This is a genomic window from Sporosarcina sp. NCCP-2222 (assembly GCF_023168145.1).
Taxonomy (GTDB): Bacteria; Bacillota; Bacilli; order Bacillales_A; family Planococcaceae; genus Sporosarcina.
In genome coordinates, this window is the sequence record NZ_BQYK01000016.1 from 1 (window position 1) to 18,653 (window position 18,653).

An 18,653-nucleotide genomic window follows, 5' to 3' on the forward strand; every position below is an offset into this window, starting at 1 on the left:
GTACAATACCGAACTCATTTTACCCAAGCTGCCTGAAGCAATATCGTGTCTAACTTTTAGGGGTCACTTCACAATCATCTGGATTGATTGGGTTTGAGCTTAATGAATAGATGCAATGATCCCTTCGTTTCGATCGAAAAGTAGGCGAATGCCTGCGGCAAAGGGATCCTCTTGAAGCATGTCTTCGATCCATAGCCGGATCGCTTGAATCATTTGAAAAGACGTAAGTGAGTAGGTTTCCCCTTGGATAACAGCCTCGGCTGAGAAAACTTCTTCGTCATATGCCAATTCCACTTCGACGTCTTCCGGCTGGACCGGATAATTTTTTGCCGCATACAGGCAAATGGCATTGACGATATCCTGCTCAGACATCGTCAGCTCCGCCATGGATTAACTTCTTCCTTCCGCTTTTTGAATGAAACAAAAATTTTCCGGATGATACTGATGATCAAGACAATCGCCAACATATTGATCATAAATCCAAGAAGTGAGCCAAGGATCCCCATGTTGGCAAACAGACTGCCGAATAAGAGTCCCGCAAGACCGCCCACGAACAATCCTCTCATTAAGCCGCCGGAGAAAAATCCTCCCTTTGAAGAAGCGGGCTTTGCTTGTTTGTTAAAGGAAGCATTATCTTCTTGTTTCTTATCCACTTTAGCTGGTTTGTTATAAGAGTTGTTGTTTGTGTTAAAACTTTTCTTGCCAGACTTGTACCCTTTTGCCTCAACAGTTGTCGCATGGTCATTGAATAGGGTACTGCCGATCGGTGACATGATAATTGTTACTGCAAGTAGCGCCGATACTAGTTTTTTCAATTCATTTCCCTCCGTTTTGGGCACTCTTTTGTGCCTTAATGTTATTATAAATGACTTACCGCTAAAATAATAATCAATTGCTTTGGTAGAATTGTGAATAAAAATGGAAGGCAATAACTTGAAATTAATTAACAATGAAAGATAGCTTGATCCATAAATATGAAAGGGAATTGGTCTTTGTGGTGGAATATTAAAAATTTATAAAGATGAAAGGTGCCTATTGACAGAAAGGTTGCTGTTTACTATAATTCAAAAAAGAAATCAAATAGTACGGCATTGAAAAGGACATGAACCATTTCAAAAGCTTCACCAGAGAACAGGACCTTGGCTGAAAGTTCTGTAGCGAGTGAAATGGTTAACCACCTTTGAGCTATCATAGGGGACTGCGCTAGGCAGGAAACTATGTTCGGGAGACCGTTATCGCTAGAGCGACATGCTTTTTAAGTATGTCGGAAATTGGGTGGCACCACGACCGCATTCGTCCCTTCTTAGGGGGAAGAATGCGGTTTTTTTAAATTGAACAGGAAGCATGGAAAAGGATACGAATCATTTGGAAAGCTTGACAGAGAACAGGACCATTGGCTGAAAGTCCTGTAGTGGAACAAATGATTTACCGCCTTTGAGCTATCGCAGGCAACCGCAATTATGCGAAACTGCGATCGGGAGACCGTTATCGCTTGAGCGTCATGCTTTTTTGGCATGTCGGAAACAGGGTGGCACCACGACCGCATTCGTCCCTTACACAGGGAAAGAATGCGGTTTTTTATTTGAATAAGAAAGCACTGAAAAGGACATGAATCATTTTGGAATCTTGCCAGAGAACAGGATCATCGGCTGGAAGTCCTGTAGAAGAAGAAATGATTTACCGCCTTTAAGCTGTTGCAGGGAATCGCGAGATTTGCGTGAAACTGCAACCGGGAAACCGTTATCGAATTGAGCGTCGTTATTCTTGCGAATTGCGGCGGAATCAGGGTGGTATCACGACCGCATTCGTCCCTATATCTAGGGAGGAGTGCGGTTTTTATTTATATACAAAATAGGAGGAATTAGTATGTCAGTCAATCAGGAAATCGAAAAAAGGAATCACCGTAAATTAGGACAGGAGCTTGAGCTGTTCATGGCGTCAGAAGAAGCGCCGGGCATGCCGTTTTATTTGCCGAAAGGGATGATTGTCCGAAATGAGTTGGAACGATATTGGAAGCAAAAACACCAGGAAGCAGACTATGACGAAATTAAAACACCGATAATGATGAAGCAGGAGCTATGGGAACAATCAGGGCACTGGGATCATTATCATGAAAATATGTATTTTTCGAATGTCGATGAGCAGCACTATGCTCTGAAACCAATGAACTGTCCGGGAGCCATGCTCATTTTTAATCATAAACGGAGAAGCTATCGTGAATTGCCAATCCGCTATGCAGAGCTGGGATTAGTTCATCGCCATGAGTTATCCGGTTCATTAAATGGAATGTTGCGGGTCCGGGCCTTTACGCAAGATGATGCCCATCTGTTCGTTAGGAAGGATCAAATTGAAAAGGAAATTGACAGAGTACTGGATATGGTACATGAGATGTATTCGGAATTTGGTTTCGAGTATGAAGTTGAACTGTCGACTCGGCCGGATCATTATATGGGATCTCTGGAATTATGGAACGAAGCTGAACAATCGCTGGAATCTGTACTCAAACAGCGGGGCATGGATTATCGGATAAATGAAGCGGACGGAGCGTTCTATGGGCCGAAAATCGATTTCCATATTCTCGATTCGCTCGGACGCAGCTGGCAATGCGGCACAGTCCAACTGGATTTCCAAATGCCAGAGAAATTCAATTGCCGCTATGTGAATGAACTGAATGAACTCGAATACCCGATCATCATTCATCGCGCTATCTTTGGGTCCGTTGAACGTTTCCTTGCCATCCTCCTCGAACATTACGCGGGAGACTTCCCTGTATGGCTGGCGCCCGAACAAGTGAGGATTGTCCCGATCGCTGATCAGCATGTTGATTATGCAAACGACTTGCGACATAGGCTTGCTAAAGAAGGCATCCGAGTCAAAGTGGATGATCGTGCAGAAAAAATGGGATTGAAGATTAGGGAGTCCGAAAAACAAAAGGTGCCGTATATGTTGGTGGTAGGAGACCAGGAAGTCGAAAAACAACTTGTCTCTGTCCGGAAACGTAAAGAAGGAGATTTGGGGCAGATGCCGATGGATAAGCTGTTGGAAAAAGTACGAAGTGAACAGAAGAAATAGGAAAATAAGCTGTTTAATTGAAAGGGGATCTGCTACTATAGTGTGGAATACATGCCGAGGTATATGGAGTGATGAGTTTGTTCATACAAAATAGAAATGGCCGTGTAGCATAGGGGACGAATGCTGATGTCAGTGATCCAGGAAGAACACCAACTAGTGGGAGATGGAGAGGTCCGTCTCACAGTGGCTGTGACAAATTGAAAAGCAGCCGTGGTTCGGATGCCAGGATGGAATACGCCTGGCTGAAGCAGGAACTAGCAGTAATCGCCGGGTAGAGCCGGGCGGTGAAGGGGTCCCTTCTCCCGGAAAGCCTGAAACTACAATGTAGGAAAACAAAACGGAACCCTGCCTCCAAAGATGAAAAAACATCTTGGAGGAATGTACATGGGCCGGAAAGAAGAAAATACAGGATTTATCTGTGAGCAATGCGGAGCAACGATTGATCCCTTAACGAACGGGAGCTTTCGAAATCATTGTCCTTATTGCTTATACTCTAAGCATCTTGACGATAAGCCGGGAGATCGAGCGAGTGGTTGCCTTGGATTAATGAAACCCATAGGATGGGACTATTCAGCGAAAAAGGGCTATCAGCTGATTCACCAATGTGAAAAATGCGGGAAAATCGGGAAGAATAAAATCGCCCGATGTACTGTGCAGGCAGATGATTGGATATCCTTTTCATCAAATGGATTTACGTTCTAGTATGTATTCATTGAGAGCCAAGCGAATTGCTTGGTTCTTTTTTTGATTGAAATGACTGGTCAGACCCGTGAAAACGAAAAAAAGAGGTAAATGTGTTCTGTTGTAATGTTATAAATCCAAAAAAATCAGTTAACATAATTTTCTTATCAGTGTTACAATATGGGAAGGAAAAGGGGGATCATCATATGTGGAAGCAACGAATTATCGAAACAAGCAGAGGGTCTTTTGAGTTGTTTGAAAAAGGAGAAGGAGAACCTCTTGCTGTAACTCACCTATATAGTGAATACAATGAAAAGGGGAATACATTTGCAAATCCCTTTACTGCTCACTATCATGTCTTTCTCATCAATTTACGGGGAGCTGGTAAATCAGTAGAGGCGGAATCAGAAGCGCAGTACAGCATGAAGGAATCCGTGTTGGATCTGGAAGCAATTCGTGAAGCGCTACTACTGAAAAAATGGGGATTTGCAGGACATTCGACAGGAGGGATGCTGGCGCTAGTTTATGCGACGATGAAACAAGAATCCTTAACGAAAATCATTTGTGGCGGGGCTGCAGCCAGTAAGGAATATGCTGCTGATCCTGGCAGTATTTATTGCCGGGAAAACCCGAACTTTGAGCGGATTGTAGAAATTATGGACCGTTTGGATACGCCCGATGTTCCTCTAGAAGAAAGACGTTCGTTGGGACGTGAATGGAATTTAATGTCTTTTCACTCTGAAGAGAAGATGGATGCTGCAGTATTGAAACCGAACAGCGGAAGGACCGTAGGAGAGCGATTGTCATACTTCCGAAAAGTAGACTGCAAAACGTATGATGTTCGGGAGGCTTTGAAAAGTGTACATATTCCTGCCTATATTTACTCAGGTGTTTATGATATGCAATGTCCTCATAAATTTGGCGTTGAAATAGCGAATTGCCTGCCGAATGCCTATTTCACCAGCTTTAGCGAAAGCAATCATTATCCGTTTGCCGAGGAAGAAGAGAAGTTTGATGTATTTGTTGAAAGCACACTGCTAAAAGCAAGTCAGACAACTACATAATGTCTTGTTGAGTGGGGGAGGAGACGTATTATCCCCCGTTTCTCATGGTTGCTCCTAAGTCTGAACTCTAATTGATAAGTTTCCAATGCATATTCATTAGGAGCGAATGGAGTGGCTATGCTACATAGTCCATAGTGAAAGCTGAAGATTAATAAACGAGTCAAGTAGGGAAAGTAAGGAACCATTTTATTTGAGAGGGGAAAAAATATGATGGGGGCAAATACATATACACCTGCGAAGCATTTTGTTTCTGCGGCGACTATTGTTTTGAATGAACAGAATGAAATATTATTAATCAAAGGTCCGCGTAGAGGGTGGGAAATGCCGGGTGGCATTGTAGAAGAGGGGGAGTCGCTTAAAGAGGCTGCCATAAGAGAGACAAAAGAGGAAGCAGGTATTGAAATTGAAGTGATAAAATTCTGCGGAATATTTCAGAATGTCCAAAAATCTATCTGCAATACGCTGTTTTTGGCTAAGCCGGTAGGTGGCGAATTAACCACCTCGCCAGAAAGTATAGAAGTTGGATTTTTCCCGATCGAACAGGCATTGCAAATGATCACGATTGATAACTTTCGGCAAAGGATTGAGTACTGTCTTGATAACGGTAAGCATCCCTTCTATGTGGAGTTTTAGAGCTGTTTGAGTGTAATGAAGAGATGCGTATGACATGTCAAACGCATCTTTTTTTTTTAGAAATTCGGGACAGTCCAAGCTATGTTTTCTATATCAGTGACTCAGAAGGGAAGGGGGATGGGAGATGAAGTTTATTGAATTCGGAATAGGAAACAAATGGTTAATAAGAACAGAAAAAGAATTGTGTGATGGAACAGAAGTTGAGGAGAAGGGAATAACAAGCCCGATTCATATCGAATCAATTTATGTAAGAGTATGGTTATGGAAAAAAGTCATGATCGTAGATTCAGAGGAGGGAATCAAAGTTGGAAGGAAGAATAAAGCAAAAGTAAAAATAATCTTGGGAATCAAAAGCTTATCATGAACCAAGTTGGCCAAATTGGACAGAATAAACAATCTTCCCTGTCTTAGACATAAGGAAAAAAGTGTTTATTGAATAGGCTAGGCATCATTAATAATATTCCTCACAGCACAACGAAAAGTAGATACCACTACGCCCCAAGTCTTACCAAGATTACACCCTTAGCTTGTTTTGAAGAGAAGGCAATGCTGATAAACTAAAAACAATTAGCTGGCCCGCCTCTAATTGAAGGGTTTAGCGGAATCTTTAAAGATAAAGGGGTTTTTGTAGTGGTAATAAGACTTTCGATGTTGTGCTTGACTCTTGCTATAGCCATAAGTGCTGTCCTATTGGGCGCAAAATATCCAACAGGGCCAAATACAATCTCATTTGACCAGCCCATTCTCCTCGTGATATCGATTGGAATGGTTGTCGCGTTATTTTTACCGCCACTCATTTTGGCTTTTTTTGATCATCCGGTCGTTCGAATCATCTCAACTATTTATCAAGCATTTATCGTTTTGGCTTTTGTAGTTCTCATTCCAGTTGGGTTTTTCATTCCGAGTGTTTGGGTCATAGGGGTTGGGATCACTGGAGTGCTAGTTTCAACAGGCAGTGTCCTTGCTACAGTAATAACAGGAACAAAGAGAGATATCCAGACTTCGTCCTATTGATTGAAAAATTCACACAAGCAAACAAGCAGGCCAGCTCATTGTAAACTGGCCTGCTTGTTTTATTTTTTTGATTTTCTTGCCCAATACGTTGCGAGCAACGGTCCTGAAATATTGTGCCAGAAGCTGAAGATGGCGCTTGGCACGGCTGCAACCGGACTAAAATGGGCAGCAGCAAGTGCGGCTCCCAGACCAGAGTTTTGCATGCCGACTTCGATGGAAATTGCTTTCTGGTCCGGATAATCCAATTTGAACAACTTGGCGATCAGGAAACCGAATAGGTAACCGAGTCCATTATGTAAGATGACGACAGCGAAAATGAGCAATCCTGATTCCATTATTTTTTCCTTGCTTCCCGCGACAACAGCCGCCACAATCAATACGATTGCAATAACGGAAACAAGTGGCATGATATCAACACTCTTTTTTGCCTGCTCTTTCAAGAAGAATTGAACGATTAATCCGAGTACGATAGGGAACAAGACGATTTTCACTACAGACATGAACATATTGGCTGCCGATACTTCAAGCCACTCACTCGCCAAAACATAAATAATAGCTGGTGTAAGAATGGGGGCAAGCAAAGTGGAAACGGAAGTAACCGCTACGGACAATGCTGTATTTCCTTTCGCTAAGAAAGTCATGACGTTGGATGCAGTTCCTCCAGGACAGGCGCCGACCAATATGACACCAATCGCGATTTCTGCTGGCAAATTCAAACCTTTGGCAAGGCCGTATGCAAGCAACGGCATAACGATGAATTGAGACAAGACACCGATCAGCACACTCTTCGGCTGGCGGATGACTTCTCCAAAATCCTTTAATGTCAATGTCATTCCCATGCCGAACATGACAATACCTAGCAGGATGGAAATATACTTTCCGAGCCCTGCAAACTGGGCTGGCATGAAAAATGCGAGGGCTGCAAAGACTAAAACCCAAATCGCAAATGTCTTCCCAATAAACTGACTAAATTTGATAAAAGATTGCATAGTTTTTCACCTCCTATCGTTATATATTATCATGGAATATAAAAATGTCACTCTATTTTTTATATTGGGAGGTTTCTAGTAATTGATTTCTATCCTTGTCAGGATTTCACTTGAAAAAATGTCCTTTGAATTGTAGGTTCTTTAGTGTAGTTAATACCTTGCCTAATGCCAGCATTGTTTCTATAAGAACGGAAATAGATATAGCAAAAAGGACCTGTTCAACATGAACAGGTCCAATTCGTTAAATCATATTATATCCCCACAGCATCGCGAACAACGTACCGAAAATAGTAACGAGTCCGACGAAAAGGGCATAGGCGATGTTGGTCATGAGAGAGCGCTTATCTTCATTTTCGTTAACATGCATGAAAAGGAAGAGCTGCAAGCCTGCTTGAACCAATGCCGTAACGCCTAGGATAGTCATACCAGAAGCGAAAGTCAGGTCAAACTTCACAACAACGAGCGCAATCAGTGAAAGGAGAAGTGAAGAAACAAATCCGATCACATGCGGGACAGGAAATAGCTGTTTCATATCACATCATTCCTTTCAAGTAGACGAAGCTGAAGATGAAGATCCAGACGACGTCTAAGAAGTGCCAGTACAAGGAGAAGATGAATGACTTGTTCGCTGTTTCAGGGGTTAAGCCGCGTTTTTTCACTTGGAATAATATCGCGCTGCCCCAAAGGAGACCGAATGTAACGTGGGCTCCGTGAGTTCCGAGCAATGTGAAAAGGCTGGACAAAAATGCGCTTGTCTGAATAGTTGCCCCTTCATGTACGTACGTCACAAACTCTGTAATTTCTACACCGAGGAAGACGGCGCCGAGAACAAGGGTAATGCCGAAGAAGGTCATCATTGCCTTCTTAGCTCCGATCCGCATCGCATGGATGCCGAGACCGATGGTGAAACTACTTGAAAGGAGCACGATCGTTTCTACCATAACCGGTGTCAATTCAAAGATATGACTGCCGGCCGGGCCGTTCCCCGTCCGGTTCACAAGTGTGAAATAGACGGCGAACAACGTGGAGAACAAGACGATTTCCGCTCCTAGGAAAACCCAGAACCCGAGTATCTTCAGGCGATTTTCCTCTGTGCTGTATTCAAGAGGCTTAGCGTGATCTATTTTCATGACTGTTCACCTCGCAATGCTTTTTCAGTCCGTTCAATTTCCTCAACCGAAATGTGGTGGCCATGATCCTGCTCAAATGTCCGGTAGGCCATAGTGCCAAGGACAACGAGACCTGCGATGATGGCAGGGATCCACCAGCTGAACACCATGAAGAATCCGAAGAAGAAGAAAGCGACACCCATGATGAAAGGCTGGCCGTTATTATTCGGCATGTGAATCGGTTCATAGTCTCCATCATCCGTCAATGGAGTGTTTTCCTTTTTCGAGAACCAGAATGCATCTAGTTTTGTAACGACAGGTGTTTTCGCAAAGTTATATTCAGGCACAGGGCTTGGCGTGCTCCATTCAAGCGAACGACCATCCCATGGATCACCTGTTGTATCGCGCTTGGCGTAACGAGTGCTCCAGTAAATATTGTAAACGAGCAATAGGAACCCGATCGTCAATCCGACTGCTCCTACCATGGAAAGCATATTAAGCGGTCCGAAACCAGTGCTTTCCGAATAGGTATACATCCGACGTGTCATACCGTTCAAACCTAAGATAAAGAGAGGGAAGAACGTAACGTTGAATGAAATTGCGATAAACCAGAATGCCCATTTACCAAGCTTTTCATTCAAACGGAAGCCAAACACTTTCGGGAACCAGTAGTGGTATCCTGCGATAACCGCGAACACCGTTCCTGGAATCAATACATAATGGAAGTGGGCGACAAGGAACATCGTATTATGATATTGATAGTCGGCACTTGCCATGGCTAGCATAACCCCGGTGACCCCGCCAATTGTGAAAATCGGAATGAACGCCAGGGCATATAGCATTGGGGTAGAGAAAGTGATTTTCCCTTTACGTAAAGTAAAGAGCCAGTTAAAGATCTTAACCCCGGTTGGTATCGCAATTGCCATTGTCGTAATCGAGAACACGCTGTTGACCATGACGCCGTGTCCCATTGTATAGAAGTGATGCACCCATACAAGGAATGACAGCATGGAAATGGCGACCATACTGATAACCATCGATTTGTACCCATACAGATTCTTACGGGCAAATGTTGCAATGATTTCACTGTAAATACCGAATGCCGGCAAAATTACGATGTACACTTCAGGATGGCCCCATACCCAGAACAGGTTTGCCCAAAGCATATCCATCCCGCCATTTTGCATTGCAAAAAACTGAGTTCCGAATTGACGGTCAAGCATCATAAGAGCAAGAGCGACAGTCAAGACAGGGAACGCGAAGATGATGATAACGCTAGTGATCAAAATGGACCAAGTGAACATTGGCATTTTCATTAATGTCATGCCAGGTGCACGCATTTTCAAAATCGTGACGAGGAAGTTAATACCTGTCATCAATGTACCAATCCCGGCAATTTGCAGGGAGAGTGAGTAATAGTTATTTCCGACAGTCGGGCTGAATTCCGTGCTCGCAAGCGGGAAGTAAGCCGACCAACCTGCGTCAGGGGATCCCCCGATGACGAAAGACAAGTTCAGCAACATCGCTCCAAAGAAGAAGAGCCAGAAGCTGACTGCGTTCAAACGAGGGAATGCGACGTCGCGCGCTCCAATTTGAAGCGGGATGACGACGTTCATCAAACCGATAATGAATGGCATCGCCATAAACAGAATCATGATAATTCCATGTGTTGTAAAGATTTCATTGTAATGCTGTCCATCGAGCAGCCCGTTTTCAGGAACTGCCGTTTGTGCCCGCATGAGCAGGGCGTCAACGCCGCCACGGAACAACATAAGTAGCGCCGCGATAATATACATAACACCGATTTTCTTATGGTCAACAGTTGTCAACCAATTGCGCCATAGGTAACCCCATTTTTTAAAATAGGTGAGACCTGCCACGATCGCAACGGAGACAAGAACTATCGAGACCATCGCCGCGTAGATCATCGGCTCGCCGGTGACGAAAAATTCATCCCATTTCATAGATGTATACTCCCTTCGAGTAGATGATTATTTATGGTCTTCCATATCCATGTCCATGTCCATATGGTGTGAAGAGTCTGTTTCCTCATCGCTGTTTCCATGATGATGGCCAGCATGTTCGCCTTCTGGAGCAGGGCTAAACTCAAGATGTGTAGAAGAATACGTCTTACGTCCAAGGACGCTTGGCTCAATCAATTCATCAAATTCGGATTCAGTCAAAGCAGGAGCTGTCTCCTTAACTTCTTCCACCCATTTTTCATAGTCTTTTTCAGTCATGACTTGTGTTTCAAACTCCATATGGGCAAAATCTTTACCGTTAAAGTTTGAGTTTTTACCAATGTAGGATCCTGGTATTTCAGCAGCCAGATTGATCTTTGTGACCATGTCGCTCATCGCATATTTTTGGCCTGCTAATTGAGGAATCCAGAAACTTGTGATCGGTCCGAAAGAGTAAAGACGGAATTCGACTGGCCGATCTTCCGGAATGTTGACATAGTTGACTGTTTCAATGCCTTCCTCTGGATAGCTGAAATGCCATTTCCAGTTAGAAGATGAAGCATAAATCACAAGCGGTTTGTCATTTGCGTAAGCGACTGGCTTGCTTTCTACTTCGGATGTTGTCCGCACTGTTACGACAGATAGAACAATGACAATGATGATCGGAATAATTGTCCACGTGATTTCCAACCATTTGCTTCCTTCTTCATGCGGCGGCTCGTAGCTGTCGTCCATCTTGGATGCCCGGTATTTAACGAGCATGAATGTAAATAGGATATAGACAACGAGAAGGATGCCTGCCATCATGATGATCGAAAAGATAATCGTATCGGATAACGTCTTCGCTTGCGGTCCTTTAGGATCGAATACGAGCAACGAATTATCACAGCCTGATAAAATCAGAGAAAGCGTAAAGAAAATTGATAGTAAGAACCATTTCGCCTTCAATGGTTACTCCCCTCTCTTCAGTTAAAATGTAAGAAATCCACTTACTTAGAAGCTGGAAAATATTATTTGTGTATAATATTTAATTAGCTTTCGTTTACAGTTTAAGTAAGGGAATTCCCTCGTGTCACATATAATATTCCTTTCAACCTCTAAAAACAATAGTTTAGAACCGTTGTCACAAAAGGTTCTAATTTGGTTTTTATATATTAGTAAGAAATATAATTGATAGAAATAGTGCCAAATTGAAGGAAAAATGGAATGTGAAATTATTGTGAAAAACTATGTATTATAAGGTTTTAAACTTGACTTTTCGGTTGTCGTAATATTTTTTGCGCGAGGGGAAGTAGAGGAAATAAAAAAATCCCGTTCCGAAGAACGGGATTTCAGACTTTAGACTTGGAAATCGTTATGATTTCCGACCCTTTTGCGTTTTCTGCTTTTTAATCAACAGGGGAGAAACCGGCCGTTGATTTCCGTTCCGGGCGGACACTTTCCGGGGCGGCTTGCCCTCAGCCAAGCGAACAGGGAAGGGTTCGCTTTGCCTTAATTTCTGCGTAGTTTGCAGAAATTAAGGCATCAGTCTGCATCTAACGCTTCGCTTATAGTCGCATGAGCTGTTCTTCGTGGCAGCTCTTCCTGCGGGGTCTTCGCGCTTCGCTGATCCCCAGGAGTCTCCGCCTGCACTCCAATCAACTAGGTGTCCTCCAGGACACTTGGTTCGTATACGAGCTTTCTTGGACAGGTGGACTCCATGTCTAGCTGGCATGTTTCTTCAGATTTTGGGCAGCAAAAGAAAGCATCGCCTGCATGGACAATTTTTTAGACCCCTCAGGGTTGTCCAGCGCATCCCATGCTTTTCTTTCGCATCAGCAAAGACACGTTCAACCGTATCTTTGCGTTTCTCATAGATTTCTTAATCTTGTAGTGGTGTCTTAATTCTTCCTGATAGTCCTGTCAAATATGCCTCTGGATCATCTTTTGCTTATTTTTACTTTGCGTACATTGATCAATTACTGGGCATGCGGCACAGAAAGTAGGAAAAGAAAGTTAGATGAAGGAAAAGTCAAGGGCGGCATCCAGTTTACGGACCAGATGATCTAGTGGAACCAATTGTTCAATCGTCAGGATCTCTAACTGGTCGCGTTCATTGACTTGATTTTTTGTCATCATATCCATCACCTCATTGAGTAGTAAGAGACATCCGTTGATTGGAGCGGCGACTCCTGGGGGATCAGCACGAGCTGAAGACCCTGGACGGAGCGAAGCGAAAGCCGTTACGAAGAACGGCTTTTGCGACCAAAAGCGTAGCGTTGGGAGCACAGGAGGAGCTGCCTTAATTTCCGCTAAAATCGCAGAAATACGGCAAAGCGAACCCGTTGCAGTTCGCTTGGCTGAAGCCGTGCCCCCCGGAAAGCGTCCGCTCGCAGCGGAAATCAACAGTTTCATTGATGATTCCATTGTAAAAGAAAAAGACTGCAGGCAAACTCCAAATCTTTAGAGTTTGTCTACAGCCTGAAATCCCGTTTCGAAGAACGGGATTTCTCTCATTAGTACATTTTCATATAATGTTCTAACTCCCAAGGATGGACGGTTATTCGATAGCTTTCCCACTCGACATGTTTCGCTTCTGAAAAATTAGAGTAGATATGTGATCCAAGTGCTTCTCGAATTACTTCATCCTCAGAAAGTGCAGCTAAGGCATGATCCAAGTCAGTTGGCAACGTACCGATGCCACGTTCCTTTAATTCAGCTTGCTTCATTTCATAAATATTGCAGTCGACAGGCTGTGGTGGCTGTAAATTTCGTTTAATGCCATCCAATCCTGCCTTCAATATGGCGGCCATCGCCAAATATGGATTTGCAGAAGAGTCAACGGAACGCACTTCAATTCTTGTGCTCATTCCTCGTGAAGCTGGAATACGAATAAGGGGACTGCGGTTTTGTGCAGACCATGCTACATAGCAGGGAGCCTCATAGCCAGGGACAAGCCGTTTGTAGGAATTGACGGTCGGGTTCGTAATGGCCGTAAATCCACGGACATGATCCAACACGCCAGCCATAAATTGATAAGCTGTTTCACTTAATTTACGTTCTCCATTTTCGTCGAAAAACACATTTTCCCCATCTTTGAAAAGAGAAACGTTACAGTGCATCCCTGAACCACTTACCCCGTAGATTGGTTTCGGCATAAAAGTAGCGTGCAAACCGTGTTTCCTTGCAATCGTCTTGACGACGAGCTTGAATGTTTGAATATTATCACAAGCGGAGAGAACATCAGCATATTTAAAGTCAATTTCGTGTTGTCCAGGGGCCGCTTCATGATGAGAGGCTTCGACTTCAAAACCAAGCTCCTCCAGTTCCAAAACAATATCCCTACGGCAGTTTTCTCCAAGATCCATTGGCGCTAAATCAAAATAATCCCCATGATCATTTAATTCCATAGTTGGATTGCCGTTAGCGTCTAATTTAAATAAGAAAAATTCTGGTTCAGGCCCTAAATTGAACTCCGTAAAGCCCATTTCTTTCATTTCTTCAATAATTCGTTTTAGATTTCCTCGTGGATCACCTGAAAATGGGCGTCCGTCTGCTAATGAAACATCACAAATGAGACGGGCCACTTTACCCGTTCCGGACGGCCAAGGAAAGACCATCCAAGTATCCAAGTCAGGTATTAAATACATATCCGATTCTTCAATTCGAACAAAGCCTTCAATGGAAGACCCGTCGAACATCATTTTATTGTCCAAAGCCTTCTCGAGCTGGCTGACCGGAATTTCCACGTTCTTGATCATGCCAAAAATATCGGTGAACTGAAGTCGGATAAAATTCACGTTATCCTCCTTAACAAATCTCCGGATGTCTTCTTTTGTATAATTCCTCATCATGCCTCACTCCTTTATGTAACATTTTATTATGATAAAGCATGTCGAATGCCATTTTCAAGAAGAAATTTACTTTTTTTATCGAAAAAAATATATTTTTATTCATTTATCACTTTGTAAGGGTTTTCAACGGCGGAACTGATAATTCGAAAAGGGCAGGGAATGATAAAGAGGTAAACAAAAGGAGGGAAATTGATTAAGCAAAATATCGGTACAGTGAATGCGATGGTTCGAATCGCGGGAGGGCTGACTTTGCTCGCTTGGTCCATCGCGAAAATGGCAAGGGAAAAACCGACAGGCGCCCAACTGTTCGTTAGCATGATGGGAGCACAAAAAGTAGCGGAGGGCATGACGCGTTATTGTCCAGTGAAGGACCTGTTAAATATGGATGAATGACAAAAGAAACGGGAGTGCAACAGGTCACTTTGACCCCTGCACTCCCAAACAGGATTACCGATTTAGTCCTCCGGCTTGAACGTTTTGCAGTCCGTTTCTTCGCTGTCCGCCGCTTGGCTACCGTTTTGGCTCACGACATAGATGACTTCAGCATGACACTTGTTTCCGCTGCCCCAGTATGTGCAATTGTTTACTTCACAAAGAATACGCTGATCCAATTCGTTCACCTCCTGTTACTTTAGAATGCCTCATACACGAGGAATGATTCATTCCCTATGCATTCTGTTCAAGCATTTAATTTCATATTCGAATTTGTATATAATGAAGGGAATGCGTTAACAAATCGGAGGATGTAAAGGATGGAACGATTGACTGATCATGTAATTGTCATTTCTTTTGACTGCCTATCTGCAAAGGACTTTGAGCAGATTCAAAAGTTGCCGAACTTTCAACGGCTTTTGGAAGGAGCTTCGTACTGCCGCAATGTCAAGACGATTTATCCTTCCGTAACCTATCCGTGTCATACATCAATTATTACGGGCAACTACCCAATACGACATGGCATTACTGCTAATACACTTGTCCAGCCTGGCCGCCAGTCTCCCGATTGGTATTGGCATCGGCGCCACGTGAAGGGTACGACCGTATATGATGAAGCGAAAAAAGCGGGCATGTCGACCGCTGCATTACTGTGGCCGGTAACGGCGAGAGCGAAAATTGATTTTCATATTCCTGAGATTTTCGCCAACCGTAAATGGCATTCCCAGACTGCCGTTTCTTTACATAATGGCAGCTTCTTCTATACATTCGATATGAATCGCAAGTTTGGCCATCTTCGTCAAGGAATTCATCAGCCCTGGCTAGATGATTTCGTTACAGCGGCTGCTACTTATACGATCCGCGAGAAGAAACCGAATTTGATGCTGATTCATCTTGTCGACTTAGATTCGCATCGACACCAACATGGATTTGACTCACAGGAAGCCAAGGAAGCGTTAAAGAGGCATGATGCAAGGCTGGGCGAAATTTTGAATGCTATAGAAGAGAGTGGTATCAGGGAAAAGACTACTGTCGTTGCGTTGGGTGACCACAGCTCAATAGATGAACATACGGTTATTAAGATGAACGTTCTGCTTAAAGACAGCGGGTTAATTGGAATTGGAAAGAAGGGGAAAGTCACTTCGTGGAAAGCGTATTGCCAGAGCAATGACGGTTCATGTTATATCCATGTCAGCGATCCACTTGTGAAAGATCGCGTGCGAGCTTTGCTATATTCTTTGGTCTCAAACCCGAAGAATGGCATTGAAACGGTATATGATTCGGTGGAAATGAAGCAAATGGGGGCAAACGGGGAAGCGGCGTTCATGCTGGAAGCAAGGGAAGGATTCTACTTCTCTGAATCGCTGAACGGAGATGCTTATGAATTGATTCAAGATGCCGATGTAGCTGACGGTTTATACACAAGAGCTTGCCATGGCTATTCACCTAAAAAATCCGGTTATGAAACGGTCTTTATTGCAAAAGGGAAGGGGATAAAAGAAGGTGTCATCCTGCCTGCGATGTCACTTGTAGATGAGGGACCGACCTTCGCCCGTTTACTTGGCCTCGATCTAGGAGAAGTAGATGGCCGCGTGCTGAATGAATTGCTGACGGACTGAAAGCGAAGAAAATGACTTCTCCCCGGTTATAGGAGGAGAGAAGTCATTTGGTTTATTCCAAGGGGCGACGATCTCTCGCCAATTGTTCCTGTGCCAGCCGGATCATCTCTTTTACCATATTTCCGCCTATTGGCCCGCCGATTTTACCGGCTTGCCGGGAAGTCAAATCCCCATTATCCTCATTTGTTAAAGGGATGCCGAGTTCCTTTGCGATTTCAAATTTTGTTTGGGGAGCTTCCACTGTTCTGCCTTTATCTTTTACAGCTTCATTTGATATCTGATAAGGCCCAGTTTTTGCTTCCGGGAAAAGTGATTTTGCACGTCTCATCATGCTTTCCTCTCCTTTCGTCAATAGTATGTCCCTCAAGGGAGGAAAGCGGTGTGGAAAATGAAGTTGTGTTTTATCAATTCGAGACGACTTTGTATTTGTTTAACAGTTCTATGGGGATGAACAGCCCGACTTTGCCGTGTTCATCGTGTTCTAACGTGGCAAAAATAACACCAATTACCGATCCGTTTTCATTGATGACAGGACTTCCGCTATTACCTCTGTAGACGGGCGCTTTAATCATCATTACATCTTCATTCCAATCGCTTAACCGAGTTGGGCCGATCACTACACCTTCATTGGCAATTCCTTTAAAACTTAATGGATTACCTATGAAACGAATAGCATCCTCTTTCTCGATCGTCCCGTCCTTTTCAAGCGTCAGCTTTGGTAAATCTTTACCTTCGATTTTAAGAACGGCCATATCAATAGATGGTTCTGTGTTAACCACTTCCGCTGCATATCTTCCGTCTTCAGGGAAAACTACAGAGACGGTATCATTTCCTTCAACGACATGATAATTCGTCAAAATAGTTCCATCTTCCGAAATCGCAAACCCTGTTCCTTTTCCATCCTCTGTAACTACCACGACAACCGCCTTTTTGTAAGCTGCTATGTCTTCATGCTGCGATAATTTTGCGGAAGTTAATAGAAAGTCAATGGCTGGTATCGAAAACACTTGAAATAGCCCGGCAAATGTACTGCCAATCAGTACAATGGAAAGTAGCCATGCAAACCACTTCGGAACCCGTCTTTTTGGCAGATCAGGTTGTTCCCGCGCTTGTTCCCGCGCTTCCTCGCGAGCTTGCAGGGCAAGCTCATTCATCTCTTCCTCCGTTAAATCTTCATACAACGGATGGTCTTTTAAATCCTGATCTCGGTCCAATCCATCCACACCCTCTTCAAAAAATCCAAGGAAATTTTTATAACTTTATCTATTATAGTAGCAAGAGTGACACCTTTTTGAAAGGAAACCTTCTTTCTGAATTGACGAAGGTATTTCTAGAGTGAAATTGCTGAGAATATATGATGAGGTGGATTACTAGCTGTTGGAGATATTTGAATGCATATGCTATATAAAGAGACGGAACTTTTATTGGCTGCTTCTTCTACGTAACCAAAAATATCATTAAGAATGGGCTTCACGTAACCGCTCGTATATATGCTTTAACAACTCATATATTCTTTTAACCGCTCGTATCGGTGAACAGACAGCTCGAATAATTCTGGAACCACTCGTATATTCCAGCAACCGCTCGTATATTCTGAGAACCTCTCGTATATTCATTCATACCGCTCGTAACTATGCCTGCGCATCTGGCGTTCATTCGCGCTGCTCCATGCAAACCAGCATGTTTATCTGTAAACCGAACATGAATCACCTTTTTGTTTCACCATCCATATGTATAGGGAGGAAAGGGGCGGTGCAGATGGTGACAGTGACTCCGTTATTTTTGGATGGTCATCCGTTTACAGCGGTAACCGTATTTTTGCCGAAGACGACTTTACTGACAGTTTCCAATGACAAAGGGTATATTATGTGTGGGGCATTGGATGTGGGACTGTTGAATAATGTGCTGGCTGAAAGGAAAATAGTGGCTGGTCGTGCGGTCGGCGTAAAGACGATTGAGCAGCTGCTTGAAGCTCCGCTGGAATCCGTAACTTTGGAGGCGGAAGAAAAAGGCATTACGGCCGGCATGATTGGTAAAGATGCTTTGTTAAAAATGATTTAATAAGTGCGGGCTTGGTGGAAGATGCCAAGTCCGATTTTTTGCGTATACGGCTGATGTCACGCTTATTTTTCTTCATCTTCGGGTATACGAAGGGTAGGAAGGAGGAATTTTCGTATGCTTGTACATATCGGCGTGTTTCTAATAGCGATTTCGTTTGCTATTGTATCCATTTATATAGCCATCAT

At 43.5% G+C, this 18,653-nt stretch carries 21 protein-coding genes, 1 pseudogene and 1 other annotated feature; of the genes and pseudogenes, 9 read left to right on the top strand and 13 right to left on the bottom strand.

Annotation, left to right across the window (positions count from 1 at the left end; genetic code table 11):
• Positions 1-99: 99 nt before the first annotated feature.
• Positions 100-387, bottom strand: a complete 288-nt coding sequence (locus NCCP2222_RS20030; protein WP_248514171.1) for a DUF2653 family protein — start codon at positions 385-387, stop codon at positions 100-102.
• Positions 375-815 carry a hypothetical protein gene (locus tag NCCP2222_RS20035; RefSeq protein ID WP_238081622.1) on the bottom strand — a complete coding sequence of 147 codons (441 nt, stop codon included), beginning with the start codon at positions 813-815 and terminating at the stop codon, positions 375-377. The genes NCCP2222_RS20030 and NCCP2222_RS20035 overlap by 13 nt, the downstream gene beginning before the upstream one ends.
• A gap of 1,051 nt (positions 816-1,866) precedes the next feature.
• On the opposite strand from NCCP2222_RS20035, the gene thrS reads away from it, so the two are divergent.
• The 6 genes from thrS (at position 1,867) to NCCP2222_RS20065 (ending at position 6,464) form a co-directional block, all read left to right on the top strand.
• Entirely contained in the window at positions 1,867-3,072 is a 1,206-nt protein-coding gene (thrS, locus tag NCCP2222_RS20040; protein WP_248514172.1) for a threonine--tRNA ligase, read from the top strand.
• A 136-nt stretch (positions 3,073-3,208) separates the two neighbouring features.
• Positions 3,209-3,380: a sequence feature (16S ribosomal RNA rRNA prediction is too short), on the top strand.
• 76 nt (positions 3,381-3,456) lie between these two features.
• On the top strand, positions 3,457-3,774 hold the full coding sequence (locus tag NCCP2222_RS20045) for an RNHCP domain-containing protein (protein WP_248514173.1): 318 nt from the start codon (positions 3,457-3,459) through the stop codon (positions 3,772-3,774).
• 185 nt (positions 3,775-3,959) lie between these two features.
• Positions 3,960-4,817 carry an alpha/beta fold hydrolase gene (locus tag NCCP2222_RS20050; protein WP_248514174.1) on the top strand — a complete coding sequence of 286 codons (858 nt, stop codon included), beginning with the start codon at positions 3,960-3,962 and terminating at the stop codon, positions 4,815-4,817.
• Positions 4,818-5,027: 210 nt separating this feature from the next.
• Positions 5,028-5,450 carry an NUDIX hydrolase gene (locus NCCP2222_RS20055; RefSeq protein WP_248514175.1) on the top strand — a complete coding sequence of 141 codons (423 nt, stop codon included), beginning with the start codon at positions 5,028-5,030 and terminating at the stop codon, positions 5,448-5,450.
• A gap of 124 nt (positions 5,451-5,574) precedes the next feature.
• The gene (locus NCCP2222_RS20060) at positions 5,575-5,814 is read left to right on the top strand and encodes a DUF3977 family protein (RefSeq protein ID WP_248514176.1); all 240 of its coding nucleotides are present in this window, start codon (positions 5,575-5,577) and stop codon (positions 5,812-5,814) included.
• Between the two features lie 266 nt (positions 5,815-6,080).
• Positions 6,081-6,464 (top strand): hypothetical protein, encoded by a 384-nt coding sequence (locus tag NCCP2222_RS20065; RefSeq protein WP_248514177.1) that lies wholly within the window; start codon positions 6,081-6,083, stop codon positions 6,462-6,464.
• 59 nt (positions 6,465-6,523) lie between these two features.
• Here NCCP2222_RS20065 and NCCP2222_RS20070 read toward each other — a convergent pair whose 3' ends face one another.
• From NCCP2222_RS20070 to glnA, 7 genes and pseudogenes are all read right to left on the bottom strand, one after another.
• On the bottom strand, positions 6,524-7,453 hold the full coding sequence (locus NCCP2222_RS20070) for a bile acid:sodium symporter family protein (protein WP_248514178.1): 930 nt from the start codon (positions 7,451-7,453) through the stop codon (positions 6,524-6,526).
• A 241-nt stretch (positions 7,454-7,694) separates the two neighbouring features.
• Positions 7,695-7,985 carry a cytochrome aa3 quinol oxidase subunit IV gene (gene qoxD / locus NCCP2222_RS20075; RefSeq protein ID WP_248514179.1) on the bottom strand — a complete coding sequence of 97 codons (291 nt, stop codon included), beginning with the start codon at positions 7,983-7,985 and terminating at the stop codon, positions 7,695-7,697.
• Position 7,986: 1 nt separating this feature from the next.
• Positions 7,987-8,583, bottom strand: a complete 597-nt coding sequence (qoxC, locus tag NCCP2222_RS20080) for a cytochrome aa3 quinol oxidase subunit III (protein ID WP_248514180.1) — start codon at positions 8,581-8,583, stop codon at positions 7,987-7,989.
• Positions 8,580-10,526 (bottom strand): cytochrome aa3 quinol oxidase subunit I, encoded by a 1,947-nt coding sequence (qoxB, locus tag NCCP2222_RS20085; protein ID WP_248514181.1) that lies wholly within the window; start codon positions 10,524-10,526, stop codon positions 8,580-8,582. Before qoxB ends, qoxC begins: the two co-directional genes overlap by 4 nt.
• 27 nt (positions 10,527-10,553) lie before the next feature.
• On the bottom strand, positions 10,554-11,471 hold the full coding sequence (gene qoxA / locus NCCP2222_RS20090) for a cytochrome aa3 quinol oxidase subunit II (protein ID WP_248514182.1): 918 nt from the start codon (positions 11,469-11,471) through the stop codon (positions 10,554-10,556).
• Positions 11,472-12,226: 755 nt separating this feature from the next.
• Positions 12,227-12,515, bottom strand: a pseudogene (locus tag NCCP2222_RS20095) (transposase); the annotation flags it as partial.
• Between the two features lie 503 nt (positions 12,516-13,018).
• Positions 13,019-14,353 (bottom strand): type I glutamate--ammonia ligase, encoded by a 1,335-nt coding sequence (gene glnA / locus NCCP2222_RS20100; protein ID WP_248514183.1) that lies wholly within the window; start codon positions 14,351-14,353, stop codon positions 13,019-13,021.
• Positions 14,354-14,545: 192 nt separating this feature from the next.
• On the opposite strand from glnA, the gene NCCP2222_RS20105 reads away from it, so the two are divergent.
• Positions 14,546-14,749, top strand: a complete 204-nt coding sequence (locus tag NCCP2222_RS20105) for a YgaP family membrane protein (protein WP_248514184.1) — start codon at positions 14,546-14,548, stop codon at positions 14,747-14,749.
• 62 nt (positions 14,750-14,811) lie between these two features.
• Here the strand turns inward: NCCP2222_RS20105 and NCCP2222_RS20110 are convergent, their stop codons facing one another.
• Entirely contained in the window at positions 14,812-14,967 is a 156-nt protein-coding gene (locus NCCP2222_RS20110) for a DUF1540 domain-containing protein (protein ID WP_238081595.1), read from the bottom strand.
• A 141-nt stretch (positions 14,968-15,108) separates the two neighbouring features.
• Between NCCP2222_RS20110 and NCCP2222_RS20115 the strand changes: the two genes are divergently transcribed.
• The gene (locus NCCP2222_RS20115) at positions 15,109-16,407 is read left to right on the top strand and encodes an alkaline phosphatase family protein (protein WP_248514185.1); all 1,299 of its coding nucleotides are present in this window, start codon (positions 15,109-15,111) and stop codon (positions 16,405-16,407) included.
• Between the two features lie 52 nt (positions 16,408-16,459).
• Here the strand turns inward: NCCP2222_RS20115 and NCCP2222_RS20120 are convergent, their stop codons facing one another.
• The 3 genes from NCCP2222_RS20120 to NCCP2222_RS20130 all read right to left on the bottom strand — a co-directional run bounded on the left by NCCP2222_RS20120 (position 16,460) and on the right by NCCP2222_RS20130 (position 18,063).
• Entirely contained in the window at positions 16,460-16,738 is a 279-nt protein-coding gene (locus NCCP2222_RS20120; RefSeq protein WP_248514186.1) for an alpha/beta-type small acid-soluble spore protein, read from the bottom strand.
• A 73-nt stretch (positions 16,739-16,811) separates the two neighbouring features.
• Entirely contained in the window at positions 16,812-17,630 is an 819-nt protein-coding gene (locus NCCP2222_RS20125; protein WP_248514187.1) for a S1C family serine protease, read from the bottom strand.
• 292 nt (positions 17,631-17,922) lie between these two features.
• Positions 17,923-18,063, bottom strand: coding sequence for a hypothetical protein (locus NCCP2222_RS20130; protein ID WP_248514188.1), 141 nt, complete (start codon positions 18,061-18,063; stop codon positions 17,923-17,925).
• A gap of 102 nt (positions 18,064-18,165) precedes the next feature.
• Here NCCP2222_RS20130 and NCCP2222_RS20135 point away from each other — a divergent pair, with 102 nt between their 5' ends.
• Positions 18,166-18,468 carry a YunC family protein gene (locus NCCP2222_RS20135; RefSeq protein WP_248514189.1) on the top strand — a complete coding sequence of 101 codons (303 nt, stop codon included), beginning with the start codon at positions 18,166-18,168 and terminating at the stop codon, positions 18,466-18,468.
• The last annotated feature ends 185 nt before the right edge of the window (positions 18,469-18,653 follow it).